The organism is Bacteroidales bacterium (genome assembly GCA_016707785.1).
Taxonomy (GTDB): domain Bacteria; phylum Bacteroidota; class Bacteroidia; order Bacteroidales; family UBA4417; genus UBA4417.
This window is the reverse complement of sequence record JADJGZ010000005.1, coordinates 118,420-137,821: the sequence shown is the minus strand read 5'-3', so window position 1 is coordinate 137,821 and position 19,402 is coordinate 118,420. Positions and strand designations below refer to the sequence as shown.

Sequence of the window (19,402 nt, the reverse complement as noted above, 5' to 3'; positions counted from 1 at the left end):
TTATTGTGAAGTGCTATCAACCTTAATAGTATCAATTTCCAAACTTCGGATATAACTCTCAAAATCAAACGATTCATCTGATCGATAAGTTAAATTAATCGTACTGCTCAGAGGTATTTTCAAACCATAAACGTAAAATGGCTCTTGTAAGTATACTCTGGCATTGGTGGAATCAGAATTTCCATTATATATTTCTTCACCGGTAACCATTCCAAGACGAATGATTTCAGAAATGGCTTCTCTTCTTGATTTCCCAATAAGAAATGGGATTTGAGCTTCAGTTCCACCTGAGCCGGAACCAATAAATAAATCAATAACGGAACCTTTTCGAATCATAGCACCAGGCTGTATGCTTCTTCCCTTATAAGTAACTTGAAGAACTGCATTCTTGGCGGGATCGGGTATGGATTTTACACTTCCTAATTTAAGACCATATGTCTGAAGCAAAGCTTTCGCTTGTCTTAAGGATAAATCATTTAAAGCCGGCATTTTAACTTGCTCCGGAACAAAGGCAACCATCGAGAGATAAATAGTTCTGCCTGATTTTACTTTCGATTTTGGTTGTGGATCCTGGGTAACAATCATTCCCCCTGGTTTCTCATAGTCATAGACTGAATCAACGACAAGAAGTTCAAAATCTTCAAGATCCTCCATCTGACTTATTTCCTGGCTTGATAACCCAACCAGATTTGGTACTTCGATCGATGATCCATGTTTAGTGTATTGTTTAAGCAAAGAAAGTGTTATCCAACCCAAAATCAGACTGATTAGCAAAGAGATGCCAAAATGTTTCAGGAATCTTCGGGTCGTAATAAACTGAATGAAATTCATGATTAGGAAGTGATAGAGGCTATGAATCTTGAACCTTGTCAGGTATAACTATTTGTTAAATTAATTTATTGTTTACTATGCAAAGATATAAATTTCCATGGGGCATACTCCTTTGAAGTCCCTACCTTTGCAATCAAAACGTTGAAAATATGAATCGGAAGTTGTCAATTGCTTTACTCATGGGAGGAGATTCAGGCGAATTTGATGTCTCCATTGGCAGTGCTAAGGTTGTAGCCAAGTTTCTTGATGAGAATTTTTTTGATATTTATCCTATTTTAATAAGGAAAAATGATTGGCATTATACATTGAATGAGGATGAAAGTATTCAAATCGATAAGAATGATTTCTCACTTCACCTAAAAGATCGAAAAATCCATTTTGATTGTGCATTCATTGCAATTCATGGCACACCGGGAGAGGATGGAAAATTACAAGGATATTTGGATTTGATGAGTATTCCCTATACATCCTGTGATCTCACAACTTCAGCACTGACTTTTAATAAGTTTTTCTGTAATGATATAGCAATCAGAGCAGGTATGAATGTAGCCAGGACCGTGCTATTAAGGGACGGGCATAAATGGACTTATGAACAACTTGCTAAAGAAGTAGGACTGCCTTGTTTTATAAAACCAAATAAGTCAGGATCAAGTGTTGGGGTTACGAAAGTATACAATCTCGAAGGTTTTGAACCTGCTTTAAAGCTGGCATTTGCAGAAGACAATGAAGTACAGGTGCAAGAATATATTAAAGGTAGGGAAATGGCTTGCGGAGTCTTTAGGACAGAAGGAAGACTTGTCGTGCTGCCTGTGACTGAGGTGATTCCCAAGAATGATTTCTTTGATTATGAAGCAAAGTATACCTCCGGAATGGCTGAAGAGGTAACACCAGCAGTCATTACTCCACACGAAGAAGATGAGTGTAGGAAAATGACAGCTATGTTGTATGAGAAGTTCAATTGTAAAGGAGTAGTCCGGTTTGATTATTTTCTTAGTGAAGGGAAATGGTGGTTTTTGGAGGTAAATACTGTACCTGGATTTTCGGAAGGGAGCATCATTCCAAAACAAGCAAAATCTGCAGGAATTAATCTGTCAGATTTCTTTTCTTCACTGGTCTATGAGGCAATTAAGCAACATAAGTAATCTATAATACTTTCAGATCTTTTGATTTAAGAGGAAGTCTATGAGTTTTGAGGTTGCAATTGCCCTGTGACTCATGCTGTTTTTTTGCTCAATTGGCATTTCAGCGAAAGTAAGGCTATATCCAGATGGAACAAAGATCGGGTCATAGCCAAATCCCAGACTTCCTTTTTTTTCTCTGGTAAGACTTCCATTTACAATTCCCTCAAAGAAATACTTTTCATGGTTCATAATCAGGCAGATAACTGTTCTAAACCTGGCAGTACGATTGTCAATTCCGTTAAGTTCAGCTAAAACTTTAACAGTATTGGCTTCGAAGTCATTTTCATATCCGGCATATCTGGCTGAATAAACACCAGGCCTTCCATCTAATGATTCAACTTCCAGACCAGTATCATCTGCAAAACAGTCTATTCCGTATTTGCTTGTAATAAACTCAGCTTTAAGTCTGGCATTGCCTTCAAGGGTGTTCTCTGTTTCAGGTATTTCTTCTAAGATATTAAGATCTTGCAAGCTTTGAATATTGAATTTACCTTTGAGAAGGAGTTTGATCTCATGGAGTTTGTGTTGGTTATTAGTCGCAAATACCAGGTTTTTCATATGGTTGTTTTCCTGAAGGTTCTACTTTTAAAAATAGGGTTAATAAGTTTTTTTATATTATTCGTTATGATAAGGCTCATTTTTTAAAATGGTCATTGCTCTGTAGAGTTGTTCTGCAAGAATTACCCGAATGAATTGATGGGTAAATGTCATTTTTGATAAAGAAATACAGATATCTGACTGTTTTTTAATAAGTTCTGAAACACCAAATGCACCACCTATGATAAAGATGAGTTCTTTAATACCGGTATTCATCTGTTTTTGAATAAGGGATGCAAACTCAATAGAAGATTTTGAAACTCCGTGTTCATCAAGTAAGATTATGGTGGCTGATTTAGGAATATTGGAAAGGATTGTAAGAGCCTCCTTCTCTTTGATTTGTAAAGGAGACATATTTCGTTTCTCCTTAAGTTCCGGGATCTCGATATATTTGACGCCCAAATAGTGTTTAAGGCGCTCAAAATATAAAGTGAAGCCTTGTCGGATAAAATCCTCAGTTGTTTTACCAACAACCAGAATTGTGATAACCATATATTGTGTTTTTCTAATTTAATACTCTGGCAAATATAGGTATAGAAATTTCTTAAGGTAGAACCTCAATTCCTTTTTTTAATCCGATTGGTTCGATTATTGTATATTTGTACTGATTCAAAAAACGATCATGAAACAATATATTTTGCAAATCCTGGTATTTCTTGTTATCGTTGGCATGGTGTCAGGGTCTACCGTTTCTTTAATTGTTCCTGGTGTTCATGAGAATATTGCAAGTGCTATTCGTACAGGAAACTCAAAATCATTAGCAATTTACTTTAGTAGCACTGTTGAGATCACCATTCCCGGGAAGGAAGGGACTTTCAGTAAAGTTCAAGCTGAGATGGTTATGAAGGATTTTTTCTCAAAGATTCCACCTTCGTCTTTTGTATTAGATCAGAAAGGAAATTCAGCTGGTGGTTCTCAGTTTATTATAGGTACATACAAAAGTAATAATCAAGTATTTAAAGCTTATATTCTCCTGAAACCAATTGAGGGCTCCATGCTGATTCAGCAGATACAATTTGAAGCAGATTGATTTTTCCCCCCACTTAAAGTATAGATTGTGAATATAGATCAAATTATCAGAGAAGCTCTGATTGAGGATATTGGTGAAGGAGATCACACTTCTTTATCAACAATTCCATCGCATGCAAGGGGGAAAGCTAAACTCCTGGTAAAAGAGGATGGAGTAATTGCTGGTGTTAAAATAGCCAGAAGGATATTCAGTATTCTTGATCCTTCTTGTGTCATGACAGTAGAATTGGAAGATGGAGCATTGGTAAAAAAGGGAGACATTGTATTTTATGTAGAGTCTGATTCCATAAAACTCCTGACAGCCGAAAGAACTGTCTTGAATTTCATGCAAAGGATGAGTGGTATTGCAACTCAAACTCGTCAAATTGTTGATGCTATTGGTGATCTTCCAACAAAAGTTTTGGATACAAGAAAAACTACCCCATTATTAAGGGAAATCGAAAAGATGGCTGTGAAAATTGGAGGAGGCGAGAATCACAGGTTTGGGCTCTTTGACATGATTTTGATTAAGGATAATCATGTAGATTTTGCCGGAGGTATCAGGAATGCTATTGCTTCTGCAACTAACTACTTAAAAAACAATGATTTAAGATTAAAGATTGAAATTGAGACAAGGACTTTGGCGGAAGTGCAAGAGGTATTAGATGAAGGTGGTGTCGATAGAATTATGTTAGATAATTTTAACTTTGATGAACTTCGGACAGCTGTTAAGATGATTAACAAGCGATTTGAAACTGAAGCTTCAGGTGGGATTACACTTTCGACTGTAAGGCAATATGCTGAATGTGGTGTGGATTTTGTCTCCATCGGATCAATTACTCATCATATTAATAGTTTGGATTTAAGTCTGAAGGCTGTCAAATAAGTCCATCTAACGAAAATGATAACTCCTTTAGCGTTGAGCATCAATCAATATTTTCGAAAGAAGCTTGAGCAATTAATTCAAAGCAAGACGATAAGGGCAACTGTTAGGATTTCCCGAAGTCTTATTTTGCCAGGTTTTGATGGAATGCCATTATACGATGTTGCAGAGTTTTTTATCAAAGGGCTAAAGAAGGGAGCTATAAGTATGAGGGCAGCCGCCTTCTCTTATAATTTCTTCCTGGCATTATTTCCGGCGATTATTTTCTTTTTTACGATAATCCCATATATACCAATAAGTGGTTTTCAGGATTCATTGATGGATTTAATGCAGAGTTTTATTCCGAAGAAAGCGTTTGAGGCTGTTGAAGAAACTTTGCTGGATATAGTAAAAAGACCAAGGGGTGGGTTACTATCGATAGGTTTTGTGATGGCTTTATATTTTTCAACTAATGGTATTCACAGTTTAATAGAGTCCTTTAATCAGACACATCATTCAATAGAGACACGGAACTGGTTGTTAATAAGATTAGTATCTATCTTATTGGTAATAATTCTGTCGATACTAGTAGTTATGGCAATTATTTTAATTACCCTAGGACCAATTGCTATTGATTTTCTTTCAGATGAAAATATAATAAGGGATGCATTTGGTTATTATTTGATTTCTGTCGGGAAATGGATGATAACATTAGTTATGTTATTTCTTGCGTTTTCCTTTTTATATTATCTGGCGCCAGCAAGGAAGAGTCGATTTCGTTTTATTTCGGCTGGTTCAACATTGGCGACATTATTAACAGCAGCTACCTCTATTGGATTTAACTATTATGTAAATAACCTATCGCAGTACAATACATTATATGGTTCGATCGGGACACTAATAATAGTCATGATCTGGATTTATTTCAATGCGATGATTGTTTTGATTGGTTTTGAGTTGAATGTAAGCATTCAGAATGCGAAGAAGAGGAGGCGGTGAAGTTGGGTTTTTAATTTTAAAGAACCTTGAAGATAATACAGTTTATTAGAAAAACTGCAAAAAAAGAGAGTGAATCATCAAGTTGCAAACTCATATTTGGAAACTTTTTTATTTAGTATTAGGAATAATTAAAACTAACTACTTTTGCCTCTAACTAAACAAAGTTGCTAGTACGGTCTTACTGTTTTTGGCTCAATATCATTACATCACAATATATGAAGAAATTAGTTAGGATTTTGAGAGTTTTACTTCCTACGAAACTACTTGATTTTTATGCAGCTATATTTGAGTCGAGTGATTCAAAATCTAGAAGGAATTTGTTAATTAAACACTTGCAAACTCAAAAGTCAAGAGTATTGCCTCCTGAGATAAAGGAGAGTATAAAATACTTGAAATGGCACAAATACTCAGCTTTACCTTATAAATGGGCAAATAAATATGATCATCTAAATATAGATGTTAGGATTGATCTAGAAAATGGGTTTTATTATGTGATATATCAAGGGAAGAAAATGTATTACCCCAAAAGATTTAGCAAAGATCAGGTCATTTGGTCACATCGAAATGTTCTCAAAGAACAGGATATCAATTCTCCACACAGATATTTAACAGATAGTTTTGTATTTCCTAATAATTCAATTGTCATCGATGCAGGTGTTGCTGAAGGAAATTTCGCATTATCTATTGTGGAGCAAGCTAATAAAGTATTTTTTAATAGAACCTAATAAAGAGTGGATTGAAGCTTTAAAGTTAACATTCAAGCCTTGGGATGAAAAAATTTTCTTTATAGAAAAATTTTTGTCAAACCAATCTGATATGAATTGTATTTCTTTACCGGATATTTTATCAGAAGTTATTGCTGATTCTGTTTTTATTAAAATGGATATAGAAGGCTTTGAAATTAAGGCTCTAAGCGGAGTTAATCTATTAATAAATAGATTTAAAGAAATTAGAATAACAGTATGCACTTACCATCATGAAGATGATCTTGGAGAAATATCTAATTTTTTTCATGTAAATGACATTCCATTTGAAATATCAGATGGATATATCTTTTTTTATGTTGAAGATGGTCTTCCATCTTTTAGAAAAGCAGTTATAAGAGCCCAATATAAATTATTCTAGATATTATGTGAGTACAATGAAATGCTATAACATTGAAAGGCTATCGAAAAAGTCTAATATTTAACTTCAATAAATATAAAATCTCTTTTATAAGATTATAGATGATTCTTATAATTAGAAATGGTATTATAGAAAGTGTGATGACAGGATTTCTTCTAGCTTTGTGGACATTTGAACAGCACAAAATAAACAGGTTTAACTTTCTGATTATTAAAAAGAGGATCTGTTGAATAATTGTCCTGGAGGGGCCAAGTGAGTAATTTTCTTTCTTTTGCCTTTTATAGAATAGTGGATTCCCATTTAAATACCCATATTCACCTAACGACAGAAGATAAAATAGTACAGGGTAATTAGTATTTGCAGGCGTAATTTTGTTTTTCCCCCACCAGACAGGGACTTCAGTATTTATAAGAGCTTTTCTTCGGTGTATACCGTAGAAATGAGCATCATTAAAAATAAAAGTAAACCGAATCAATCTCCTCAGAGCTGATGTATCAGAGAAATCAAGGCTAAATATCTTAATGGGTTTATCATTTATTGTTGAAAATACTGCTGTATTACAAAATGCACTTACCATTTTTGGGTTTTCTTCTAGAATAAATAGAAGTTCTTTGATAAATTCCTTGTGATAATAGTCATCATGAGCTGCCCACATGAAATATTTGCCTTTAGCCTTACTTAAGACAAAATTTTGATTTCGAACCATGCCTATATTTATATCTTGTTTGTAAATAATAATCCTTTGATCAACATCTGAAAATCTCTGACATATGTTAATCGTATTGTCTTTAGATTTATCATCTGAAATTATTAATTCAAAATCAGTGAAAGATTGAACAATCAAAGACTGAATTACTTCCTCAAGATACTCTTGACTATTATATACAGGCAGACCGATACTTAATAAAGGCATGTAAATTAACTTATTAAGAGATAATACAATAGATTTTAAGTGCAAAGTTATTCATTAAATCTAAATCTTAATAATCATAAATATGACTATCTAAAAAGAAAATTTTTATTTCCTTTAATATTTTTTACATTTTTTTTAATTTTATAGTTTAATATAGGTTATTATATATTTCAAATCATGAAAACACTTAGATTGATTAATCTGATTATACTTTTTACTCTTTATCAGTATAGTTATTCATATGCTAGTAGTAATAAGTATTTAACTTCACAATTTATACCCAATCAAGGACAACTTGATTCAAATACGTTTGCTATAAGACCAACTGATCAAAGTTGCAGTTTTTTTCAAAGAAACAAAGTTGTTCACCAAATTTTCTCTTTCCACGATCAAGAAATAAAAGTAGTGAATCTTGAATTTGAATTTCAGGAGGTTTGCAATGATGTCGTAATTTCAAAGGAGCAATATTCAAACACTGTAACTAATTTTCTTTATGGTGATAATCCAGATCAATGGTATTCAGGTTTAAAAAATTTTAAAAGCCTTGTTTATAGCAATATGTACGAAAAGATAGATTTGATCTATTATTCTGATGCATATAGGTTGAAGAGCGATATAATTGTCCACCCTAATGGCGATCTTAGCAAATTTAAATTTAAGATCAACGGAAATATAGGGGTATCTGTTAAAGACAATGGAGATTTAGAAATTAGTACAATAATAGGTTTGATGATTGAAAGAATTCCTGAAGCTTATCAGTTGATTGGGAATAAAAAAATATTAGTAAATCTGAATTATCATATCGATAATAGAGGAATAGTTTCCTTAATAGTTGGAAAATATGATAAAAATTTTGACTTAATAATCGATCCAGAATTAACCTTTCTAAGTTATTGTGGAGGAAGTGGAGATGATTTTTTCCTGTCTGGTAATTCTGTAACTGATACTGAAGGTAATATTTACTTTACTGGACGAACAACTAGCCTAAATTTTCCTACTACACCTGGCGTTGTGAGTCCAAGTTATAATGGTGGATTTGATGCTTTTGTTGTGAAAATGGACCCAACTGGTGAGAATATTATTTTTTCAACCTATTTAGGAGGACCCGGGAATGATTATGGCTATAGTATCAAACTGATTGGAAGTAATAATGATATTGTAATTGCCGGAGATGCAAGTATTGGTTTCCCGGTTACTAGTGGTAGCTATCAAACGAATTTTCAAGGTGGACCATATGATGTTTTTATAGCACGAATTAATAATTCAGGTGATAATATTGTGTTTTCAACTTTTCTAGGTGGGCCTGCTGAGGATCAGCCTTTTCAAATTCATATTGATAACCAGGAGAATATTTGTATTGTTGGACAAACCTCGGGAAATTTTCCAATTACACCTAATGCATTTCAAACATCAAACGGAGGTTGGTATGATATTTTTGTCTCAAAGTTGAATTCAAGCGGAAATCAATTGCTTGCGTCGACATATATTGACAGTACGAATGCTGATAGAGGGGTAGGGATCACTAGTGATAATGAATCAAATATCTATATCACGGGTATTGTACAAGGTACTTTTCCTACTACATCTGGAGCATATGATAATACATTTAATGGCGGTACATATGATATTATTGCTTGCAAATTCGATTCTAATTTAACGACGTTGCTTTATTCAACATATTTAGGTACATCAGGTGATGATATACCGAGAGGTGAACCAAACATTGATGAGAATAAAAACTTGTTAATTACAGGAAAAGCTGGCCCCGGTTTTTTACATCAGTCTTTTGCCTTTCAGATATTATTCGGAGGTGGAAATAGTGATGGGATAGTTATTAAACTTAGTTCTGATGGAAGTATGGTTATTCGTTCCACATATCTAGGTGGTACCGGCGATGATTTTATTCAGAACATTGAGATATCTGCAGATTATCAGTTGTTCTTGACAGGGTCATGTGGACTTGAATTTCCTACTACGCAATGTTGTTATGATAATACATTTAATGGAGGTCTAAGTGATGGTTTTTTAACTGTTTTAGATACGACATTAGTTCAGTTAATTTATTCTACATTCTTGGGAGGAAATAACATCGATCAAGGAATGTCAATACATTTAATTGCAGATACAGTATACTTACTAGGTGAAACTAAGTCCCCAAATCTCCCAACCACACCCAATGCTCTCGATCCAACCTATAATGGTGGCTATGATATTTTTCTCATGAAACTTTTACTCTCTGATGGTCCCTCTTCAACTGCTTTTGCAGGAAATGACTTGACTGTATGCACAGATGATTTACCCGTACTTCTTTCTGAAGCTACTGCAACTAATGCATTATCAGTGGAATGGACAACATCTGGAACCGGTTCATTTAATAGTGCCAGTATTCTGAATCCTGTTTATACACCTAGTCTAAATGATATCAGTGCCGGGCAGGTCCTTTTAATACTTACTCCAAGTAATGGGTCATCCTGTGAAGGGATCGCAGATACACTTATTTTATTTATTCAAAAAGCAGCCTTACTAAATGCTGGCCCTGATGTTACAATCTGCCAATCAGGTTCTTACACTATTTCTGGAGCTTCAGCTCAAAATGTGACATCCGTGAACTGGACTCATAATGGGAATGGAACGTTGCTTTCTCCAAATACTATAACACCTACTTATCTCAGTGCTCCTAATGAAACAACAGATGTAACTTTAACCCTTACTGGTATTGGCCTTTCACCATGTTCAAATGAACAAGATCAATTAATAATCCATATTCAACCCTCTCCTCAGACTTTTGCAGGTTTTGATGACACTTTATGCGGCGAACTTCTCCCATACTTATTGCAGGATTCTTATATTATTAATTCTAGTAACCCCTATTGGACATCTTCTGGTACTGGCTCCTTTAGTAATCCAAATACTTTACATCCAACCTATACTCCTAGTTTAAATGATCTCACAGTTGGTTCCGTTTCTTTAACACTTATTAGTTCTGGAATATCACCTTGCCTTGCAAGCAGCGATTTCCTGGTTCTTAAATTCCTTTCCACAGCTACTGCGAATGCCGGTCTTGATGCCACCACATGCCAGAATTCACCTTATACCATTACCACGGCATCAGCCAGTGGATATACTTCTGTGATATGGAGCCACAATGGACAGGGAAGTTTGAGTAATGCCAGTACCTTAACTCCAACCTATACCCCTGGTGTGACTGAAAACGGAATAGTTGTTTTAACATTGACAGCTAATGGTAATCCCCCATGCGGCCAGATCACTAATTCAATGAACCTGACCATCAATCCGTCAGCTACTTCCTTTGCGGGTTCCAATGCAAGCATTTGCGAAGGTAGTTCCTATACGCTTTCGGCATCGAATGCTGCTAATTATTCTTCCCTTACCTGGTCAACCTCCGGAAATGGTAGTTTCAATAATACAGGCATTCTTCATCCGGTATACACCCCCAGTCTTACTGATATACAATCAGGTAGTGTTGTCTTAACACTGACGGCAAATTCTCTGGCAGCCTGCCAGAGTGCGGTTTCCGGGATGACACTGCAAATATCTGTTGAATCCAACTAATCTTCATCCAACGTATTTACCCGATGTCAACGAAACAGGGACCATAACCCTGACGCTGACCGGAACTTCACAATCACCCTGCATTTCAGATGCTGACCAGATGCAGCTGACAATACAGCCTGCAGCCAGTTCTGATGCTGGAGGAAATGCTACAATATGCGAGGGGAGTAGTTATACCTTGTCAAACTCATCAGCATCGGGTTATACGGGGTTGCAATGGAGCAGTAATGGAAGCGGGAGTTTTAGTAGTAATTCGGTATTGCATCCCATTTATACGCCTGGTGCAGCAGATATTATGTTCGGATCAGTGGTACTAACCCTATCAGCCTCAGCGGTATCCCCCTGCCCGGTTGAGTCATCTTCAATGACCCTGTATATAACACGACAACCCACCGCCAATGCAGGATCGGATGCTTCAGTTTGTCAGAATAGTAGCTATACCCTTACGGGTTCAGTGGCGCAGAATTGTGTATCCTTACTATGGAGTCATTCGGGAACTGGGAGCTTTAATAATCCAACATTTTTGCACCCTGTTTATACTCCAGGTCTGGGTGAGAGTGGAAATATTACCTTGAGTTTGCAGGGAATTGCAGCCTCACCTTGCACAGATGTTAATGATCAGATGATTCTGACCATTGATCCTACGCCTGTGGCCAATGCAGGACCAGATGTATCGGTATGCCAGGGCACAGTATTCAATATTACAGGAGCCACAGCCCAGAACACTATAACAGGGGGGATCAGCTGGACAGAAACAGGTACTGGTAGCCTGGCAGGTTCCAATACAATAAATCCTGTTTATACACCCTTGCCTAATGAAACGGGTGATATTTACCTGACACTTGAGGTTGAAGGAGCCCTTAGCTGTGCCGGACAAACAGCCTGGGATGGGATGATATTGACAATCTCCCCCTATCCTGATGTGTCGGCAGGGAGCAATGCCACGATCTGTTCAGCTAACAATTACAGCCTGTCTGGATTGGCTCAAAACTGTGGATTATACCAATGGAGCAGCAGTGGCGATGGAACCTTCAATAATGTAAACCTGTTAAATGCAGTCTATATCCTGGGCCTGAATGATATTGCCACAGGTCAGGTAATACTTACATTGTCGGGGACGGGTGCCGGAGCCTGTGCCACCGAATTGGTAACCGACCAGATGATTCTGAACATCGATCCAATGCCAATGGTAAATGCTGGAAATGATGAGTTCCATTGCTTACAGATGAATAATCCTGTCCAAATACTGGATGCACAAGCCAATAATTTCTCAACAATAATGTGGGTTGGGGGAGATGGTTTGTTTAATGATGAGAATATTCTTCTCCCCGCATATATCCCGGGTAATAATGATTTCTCAACTGGATATGTGAATCTTTTGTTACATGTAAAAGGTATTGGGGCTTGCCAATTTCATTCAGCAGTCGATGATAAGATTCTGTTCATTTCTCCATATCCTTCTGTTGATGCAGGTCCTGACGATTTCATTTGTAACACTCAGCGTTTATATCAACTTTCTGGAATTGCATTACATGCAAATGCGGATTCAATAAACTGGACATTTTATGGAGGAGATGGAAATTTAAGCGCAGAAAATGTCTTAGATCCAATATATTATCCTGGCCCCGTTGATCGAATTACTATTGACAGAGAGATACATTTTGTTCTAAGTAGTTATGGAGTTGGCAATTGTCATTCCAATTTGGTTACTGATGAGTTTGTATTAAGAATTGATCCAACGCCAATTGGTTATGCAGGCATTGATGATTTCATATGTGATGAACGTCCTTTTTCTCTGAATGCCAATGCCCAGTATCATTTTTCATCTTTATGGTCTTCATCAGGCGATGGCTATTTTAGTAACCCTACATCACTTTTCTCAAATTATACCCCTGGGCCAAATGATGTCGGTTCTCAAATTATACTACATCTGGACCTGACCGGATGCAATAATCTTGCTGGTGATGATGAGTTGATGCTTACCGTTCATCCTGATCCGACTACATCCATTTCAGGATCTACAGATATTTGCGAACAAACCAGTACACCATTAATGTTTACATTTACCGGGACACCTCCCTGGGACTTAACTTATACAAATGGTATTCAGGCAGTTACGGTGGGAGGAATAAGTACTTCTCCTTATGTTGTGAATGTGAGTCCGAATATCACCAGCAGTTACTGGATCAGTGCTGCCAGTGATGCCAATTGTACTGTTCCTTCGGACTCGATTACTGGCCTGGCTTCCATAACTGTGAATCCACTTCCATCCCCATTTCATATGAGTGTAACCCATGATGGGGTATTTTGTGAATCGGATTCAGGAGTAGTGATTGGTTTGAGTGGGTCACAGGTTGGAATGGTATATCAGCTGAACTACAATGGTTCCGCAGTAAGCTTACCCTTTTCCGGGAGCGGCCATCCATTGATATTTGGATTGTTTAATACTCCCGGGCAGTATTCGGTGATGGGGACCAATCCGTCAGGCAATTGCAGCCGATCGATGTCAGATACAGTGATTGTTATCATGAGTCCAACGCCGGTAACTGATTTCACAGCTAACCTGCCTTGTTTTGGCGATACGACCTTTTTTAGTGTAAGTGGGAACTATATCAATAAGATCAGTCAATGGTTATGGGATTTTGGTGATGGGACTTATGCCAGTTTCAATACTCCGAATGAACCCTCCCATGTTTATCCCAGTCATGGCACCTACCAGGTCACTTTAAGTGTTATCGATACCAACGGATGTAGCTATTCCATCACCCACCCGGTAGAAGTGAGGCCGGGTCCGAACGCTTTTTTCAGCTACCTAACCCCAAATTGTGAAGGAGGAAAAACCTGGTTTACAGATCTTAGTACAATTGCACCAGGAGTAGGGCAGGGGTTTGTTAACCGATGGATATGGGATTTTGGAGATGGAAGTCCGGCTGATACTATCTACTTCCCATCAGCAGCGAATACGGAACATAATTATTCAGGCCCCGGAACTTATTCTGTGAGCCTGAGCATAGAAACCAACTTTGGTTGCCGGGATATCTTTACCACGCTGGTTATTGTTTCCCGTCCACCAGATGCAAGCTTTGAATACTGGAATAGCTGCCAGGATGAACTGGCCATTTTCAACGATGCGAGCAACACCAATGGAGGGGGAGCCGTAACCAGCTGGAGCTGGGATTTTGGTGATCCTGCTTCAGGATCTTTGAACACCAGCACACTGGAAGATCCAACACATCTATATACTACGGCAGGCTTGTATGATGTAACCCTGATTGTACAGAACTTTAATGGCTGCAGCGACACTATCATTCGGCAGGTGAATGTAAAAGGCGCTCCCCTGGCTGATTTTACTAGTACCACCGGCTGCCTGGGCACCCCCACCTTGTTCTGGGCCGACAGTACCTTGATCAACCTGAATGCTACGGCTACCTACCACTGGGATTTTGGCGATGGCTCTACTTCCAATACCCGCAACACCCAATACACCTATATTGCAGCAGGCACCTATACGGTAATCCTTACCATCACCGATACCGCAGGCTGCGAAGGATCCCGTTCCCATACCCTGATTGTTACCCCACCGCCAACGGCCTTGTTCAGCTCTGCCACCGATAACTGCCAGGGACAAACCATCAGCTTCAATAACCAGAGTACCACAGAATCGGGCTACCTGACCAGCTGGAGCTGGAACTTTGGCGATGGGAGCCCTGTTCAGACCATCCTGTTCCCTGCGATCCCCGATGTAAGCCATATCTATGCCGTAACAGGTACTTTCAATGTGACCCTTACCGTTACCAACTCCGAGGGCTGTACCCATAGCTTCTCCAGAGTGGTGAATGTGTTTGGTTCCCCTACGGCCGACTTTATGAGCTCAGGCCATTGCAAGGACAGCCCTGTACACTTCACCGACCTTACCACCACTTCCGGAAGTCAGAGCCTGACCTCCTGGCAGTGGAACTTTGGCGATCCTGGTTCAGGAGTATTCAATACCAGTACTGATCAGAACCCCATACACAGCTATGCCGCTACGGGCAACTATACAGTGAACTTGATCACCCTCACCTTAAACGGCTGCTCCGATACGATCAGCTACCCTGTAACCATCAAGCCTTTGCCTGTTACCGACTTCAGCTTCCAGAGCGCCTGCCAGGATAATCCTGCACAGTTCAGCCCTGCAGGCATGGCTGTCCCCACCATTGCCAGCTGGTACTGGAGCTTTGGGGATGGAGGCAGCAGTACCCTTCAGTCTCCCAGCCATGTATATACCTTTGCCGGGACCTATACCGTCACGCTCACCGTTACCGATACGGCAGGATGTGAGAACCAGCGCAGCCACCCGATCATCATCGTTCCGCTGCCCCTTGTGAACTTCGACTTCTCTTCTCCTGCCTGTGATGATCAGCTGGTACAGTTTACTGATCTTACTACTTCTGCTGCGGGATATGTAACGCGCTGGTTCTGGGATTTTGGTGATGGCAACACCCAGGTAATCAACTTCCCTGCTACAGCCTCTGTATCACATACCTATGCCCAGGCGGGGACTTTCAATGTAACCCTGACAGTAAAAAGCTCCGATTCCTGTACCAACCTGCAGACCAAAACCCTTACCATCCTTCCCAAACCTACGGCGCTGTTCAGTCATGGCGCCGCCTGCCAGGGAGCAGCGGTATCGTTCACGGATCTTTCTCTAAGCAATACCACCTCCGGCATCTCCAACTGGCAATGGGACTTTGGTGACCCGGGCTCAGGCTCTTCCAACCAGAGCAGCCAGCAGAACCCTATCCATAACTTCAATACCGCAGGGACCTATACAGTAAGGCTGATAGCCATTATCTCAGGCGGATGCAGTGATACAACCACTTCAACAGTGAATGTAACCCCACCACCTCTGGTAGACTTCAGTTCTTTGGCAGGATGCAGTGGTGATACCACCCAGTTCACTTCCAGCACAGCGGTGAATGTAAATGCCACCCAGAGCTGGTACTGGCAGTTCGGGGATGGGCTGAGTTCTACCCTTGTGGATCCGATGCATATCTATGCCCAGTCCGGCACTTTCAATGTGATGCTCACCATCACCGATACGGCAGGCTGCGTAAATACCAAGACCAATGCAGTGGTCGTAACCCCCGGTCCGCTGTCGAACTTCAGCTTCAATACCCCCGCCTGCTCCGGCACAGAGATCACCTTCACCGATTTGGGCAATGGCAATGGCGGAATAATCAACAACTGGTACTGGCAGTTCGGTGATGATAATGATACCACTTTTACTACTTACCACCCCACGGTAACACATACCTACAGCCAGCCGGGCACTTTCCTTGTAAGCCTGACCCTTGGCACACAACAGGGCTGCAGCCATACACGTGTTATCCCTGTGACCATCTCTGCCTCCCCGCTCACGGCTTTCAGCTATCAGAATACCTGCCAGGGACAAGCCACACAGTTCACCGACCAGACCAGTCTGAATGGAGGTCCCACACTGGTATCCCATAGCTGGAACTTTGGCGATCCACATCGGGAAGCAGTAACTCAAGTACCCAAACCAACCCGGTACATAACTATGCCAACCCGGGCACTTATTTGGTAAGGCTTATTACTGCCAATGCTTCAGGCTGCCAGGATACCCTGGAACAGAATGTATCCATTGTTCCAAAACCAGGAGTAGATTTTTACAATGACAGCCTGCTTTGCCTTGGATCAGCCACCACCTTCTTTACCGATACCACCGCCACACAGGTGGGAGCGGTACAGACTTACAACTGGAACTTTGGTGATGGCAGTCCCACTGCAAACACACAAAACCCGCAGCATAGCTATGGAGTGGCCGGTACCTTTACCGTGGTGCTCACGATCAGTGATACCTCGGGTTGCCAGAATGCCATCAGCCATCCTGTGACCATCCACAGTGCCCCGCAATCGTACTTTGGCCCAGCAGGCCTGTGCCGAGTCCCCCACACAGTTCACCGACCTGAGCTCTGCCCCACAGGGAGATACCCTTGTTGCATGGAACTGGGACTTTGGACTCTCAGGCACCGCTGATACCAGCACGATGCAGAACCCGCAATACACCTTCACTACCGCAGGCACTTATACCATCACCCTTACCACCACTACCGAGCATGGCTGCACCCATGTGAAGACCATGCCACTGCAGGTATGGAACAAGCCTACGGCCTACTTTAAATACTCAGCCAGTCCCTGTGCCAATGGAGCGGTACAGTTCCAGGACTCCTCATGGAGCTACCAGGCACTGGTCACAGGATGGAACTGGGAGTTTGAGCCTTACCAGTATGGCAATGGACAGAACCCCAACCATGTGTATTATGCCATTGACTCCTGCTATGAGGTAAAGCTGATGATCACCGATATCCGTGGATGTGTGGATACAGCCTTCCAGCAGGTATGTGTCCCCTCAGAGCTCACTGCTACCTTCAGTTATACACAGTCCTGCTTCGGTGAGCCTATGCAGTTCACCCCGCAGTTGCTCACCCCTGCTGCTCCTGCCGATTCCCTGATCAGTTTCCAGTGGAACTTTGGGGATCCTCAGTCGGGAGCACAGAACCTGAGCACCCTCAAAACCCCGGGACATATTTTTACCGCCCCGGGCTTCTATACCATTAACTTCTCCACCACTGACAAGTTCGGATGCCAGGCGGATGCTTACCAAAGCGTTCAGGTGCATGCTTTGCCTGTAGCACAGTTCGATTACACCCCGGGCAGCTGCGACTCAACCATCACCTTTACCAGCCAAAGCATCGATACCGCAAGTGCTATTACTACCATGTACTGGAACTTTGGCGACGGGACACTGGATACCATCAATGCCCCAAATACCAGCACCACGCATAAATACACCACAGCCGGAACCTATGTAACCACATTGACCGTAGTGGATGGGAATGGATGCACGGCAACAGTCACTGACAGCATTCAGCGTTCCCCTTGTATTGTGGCAGCCTATACGCCATCAGACACCTTGTTATGCCAGAACTATGCCCTTGAGTTTGCGGACTTTTCTACCTGTGATGCACAGATCAGTCAGTGGGTATGGACCTGGGGAGATACCGCACAACCGACCACTTATAACAGCTATCAATCCCTCACCACCCATACTTTCACCCAGCCGGGTACTTTCCTTGTAAAACTAAAGGTCAGCACCATCGTTGGGGGCAGCGTGATCAGTGACTCCACACAAAGGGTGATCACGGTAATCGCCACCCCGATGGCAGGTTTTTCAACACAGGATGTATGTTACAAGCAGGAGTCGATGTTCACCGATACCACCAAAGCCAATGGAGCCACATTGCTCACTTACCGCTGGGAGTTTGGTGACCCTCAGAGTGTGTATGACACCGCTGTAAACCGCAACCCCTCCTGGGTTTATCCTGCCCCGGGCAGTTATGACCCCAGGCTGATTGTCACCAACCAGTCGGGATGCCGTGATACCGCCACCACCAGCCTGATAATCCATGGACTGCCTTCTGCTACCTTTAACAGCTCTATTGCCTGTGTAGGGCATCCGACCTACTTCTTCGACCATTCAGATCCTTACCTTGCCCCGCTGAACCTATGGGGATGGAGGGTGAGTGACAGTTTGGGAAGATTTTTAGGCTCAATGCAGGGATCTACTCCGCAGTTCGTGTTCGACAGTATCGGCAGGTATAGGGTACTGCTGACCGCCAGCGATACCAACCAATGTGCTGATACCTTAAGAGCAATGGTAGATGTGGAACCCTCACCACTGAGTGCTTTCAGCTATACAGAAGATGTAGAACAGGTGCAGGGACAGGTGCAGTTCAACGATGGATCCATCGGAGCCGATGAATACCACTGGGACTTTGGCAATGGAGAGATATCACCACTGGCCTCCCCACTGATCACTTACACCGAAGACGGCACCTATACTGTGACCCTGGTTACCCTGAATGAGCAGGGCTGCTCGGATACCACCAGCATGTTATATACCTTGCTCTTCAAAGGCTTGTATGTCCCCAATGCTTTTGCCCCGGGAGGTACGCTGCAGCAGACAAGGATATGGAAACCTGTAGGGCAGAACCTTGCCACTTACCACTGCCAGGTGTATAACTCACACGGAGCCATGATCTGGGAATCCAAGCAGCTGGATGAGAGAGGATCACCGGTGGAGTCCTGGGATGGAACCTACAAAGGACACCCTGTGCAGCAGGATGTGTATGTCTGGAAGATCCAGGCCATCTTCCGCGATGGAACTATCTGGAATAATAAGGATGTAGGGAACCATGATAAGCTGACGGATAAGGAGTATGGCACAATTGTGCTAATAAGATAGTTTTT

General features: G+C 41.0%; 14 protein-coding genes. 10 read left to right on the top strand and 4 right to left on the bottom strand.

Annotation, left to right across the window (positions count from 1 at the left end):
* Complete coding sequence (locus IPH84_04705) at positions 1 to 831, bottom strand: PASTA domain-containing protein (protein ID MBK7172531.1); 831 nt, start codon at positions 829 to 831, stop codon at positions 1 to 3.
* Positions 832 to 980: 149 nt separating this feature from the next.
* Here IPH84_04705 and IPH84_04700 point away from each other — a divergent pair, with 149 nt between their 5' ends.
* On the top strand, positions 981 to 1,973 hold the full coding sequence (locus IPH84_04700) for a D-alanine--D-alanine ligase (GenBank protein ID MBK7172530.1): 993 nt from the start codon (positions 981 to 983) through the stop codon (positions 1,971 to 1,973).
* A gap of 12 nt (positions 1,974 to 1,985) precedes the next feature.
* On the opposite strand, the gene IPH84_04695 is transcribed toward IPH84_04700, so the two are convergent.
* Positions 1,986 to 2,570, bottom strand: a complete 585-nt coding sequence (locus IPH84_04695) for a non-canonical purine NTP diphosphatase (protein MBK7172529.1) — start codon at positions 2,568 to 2,570, stop codon at positions 1,986 to 1,988.
* Positions 2,571 to 2,627: 57 nt separating this feature from the next.
* On the bottom strand, positions 2,628 to 3,101 hold the full coding sequence (locus IPH84_04690; GenBank protein MBK7172528.1) for a 23S rRNA (pseudouridine(1915)-N(3))-methyltransferase RlmH: 474 nt from the start codon (positions 3,099 to 3,101) through the stop codon (positions 2,628 to 2,630).
* 130 nt (positions 3,102 to 3,231) lie between these two features.
* Here IPH84_04690 and IPH84_04685 point away from each other — a divergent pair, with 130 nt between their 5' ends.
* The 5 genes from IPH84_04685 to IPH84_04665 all read left to right on the top strand — a co-directional run bounded on the left by IPH84_04685 (position 3,232) and on the right by IPH84_04665 (position 6,603).
* Complete coding sequence (locus IPH84_04685) at positions 3,232 to 3,639, top strand: DUF4783 domain-containing protein (GenBank protein MBK7172527.1); 408 nt, start codon at positions 3,232 to 3,234, stop codon at positions 3,637 to 3,639.
* A gap of 27 nt (positions 3,640 to 3,666) precedes the next feature.
* Positions 3,667 to 4,503 (top strand): carboxylating nicotinate-nucleotide diphosphorylase, encoded by an 837-nt coding sequence (gene nadC / locus IPH84_04680; protein ID MBK7172526.1) that lies wholly within the window; start codon positions 3,667 to 3,669, stop codon positions 4,501 to 4,503.
* A 15-nt stretch (positions 4,504 to 4,518) separates the two neighbouring features.
* On the top strand, positions 4,519 to 5,478 hold the full coding sequence (locus tag IPH84_04675; protein MBK7172525.1) for a YihY/virulence factor BrkB family protein: 960 nt from the start codon (positions 4,519 to 4,521) through the stop codon (positions 5,476 to 5,478).
* A 215-nt stretch (positions 5,479 to 5,693) separates the two neighbouring features.
* Positions 5,694 to 6,203 (top strand): hypothetical protein, encoded by a 510-nt coding sequence (locus IPH84_04670; GenBank protein MBK7172524.1) that lies wholly within the window; start codon positions 5,694 to 5,696, stop codon positions 6,201 to 6,203.
* A complete protein-coding gene (locus IPH84_04665; protein ID MBK7172523.1) occupies positions 6,163 to 6,603 on the top strand; it encodes an FkbM family methyltransferase in 441 nt (146 codons plus the stop codon). Before IPH84_04670 ends, IPH84_04665 begins: the two co-directional genes overlap by 41 nt.
* Before the next feature lie 40 nt (positions 6,604 to 6,643).
* Here the strand turns inward: IPH84_04665 and IPH84_04660 are convergent, their stop codons facing one another.
* Positions 6,644 to 7,516 carry a glycosyltransferase family 2 protein gene (locus tag IPH84_04660; protein ID MBK7172522.1) on the bottom strand — a complete coding sequence of 291 codons (873 nt, stop codon included), beginning with the start codon at positions 7,514 to 7,516 and terminating at the stop codon, positions 6,644 to 6,646.
* A gap of 558 nt (positions 7,517 to 8,074) precedes the next feature.
* Here IPH84_04660 and IPH84_04655 point away from each other — a divergent pair.
* From IPH84_04655 to IPH84_04640, 4 genes are read left to right on the top strand one after another with little or no spacing between them, the layout of a single operon-like run.
* Positions 8,075 to 11,089 (top strand): hypothetical protein, encoded by a 3,015-nt coding sequence (locus tag IPH84_04655; GenBank protein MBK7172521.1) that lies wholly within the window; start codon positions 8,075 to 8,077, stop codon positions 11,087 to 11,089.
* A complete protein-coding gene (locus tag IPH84_04650) occupies positions 11,076 to 16,676 on the top strand; it encodes a PKD domain-containing protein (GenBank protein MBK7172520.1) in 5,601 nt (1,866 codons plus the stop codon). The genes IPH84_04655 and IPH84_04650 overlap by 14 nt, the downstream gene beginning before the upstream one ends.
* Positions 16,670 to 17,128: a PKD domain-containing protein gene (locus tag IPH84_04645; GenBank protein ID MBK7172519.1), complete on the top strand. Its 459-nt coding sequence runs from the start codon at positions 16,670 to 16,672 to the stop codon at positions 17,126 to 17,128. The genes IPH84_04650 and IPH84_04645 overlap by 7 nt, the downstream gene beginning before the upstream one ends.
* Complete coding sequence (locus tag IPH84_04640; GenBank protein MBK7172518.1) at positions 17,013 to 19,397, top strand: PKD domain-containing protein; 2,385 nt, start codon at positions 17,013 to 17,015, stop codon at positions 19,395 to 19,397. The genes IPH84_04645 and IPH84_04640 overlap by 116 nt, the downstream gene beginning before the upstream one ends.
* The last annotated feature ends 5 nt before the right edge of the window (positions 19,398 to 19,402 follow it).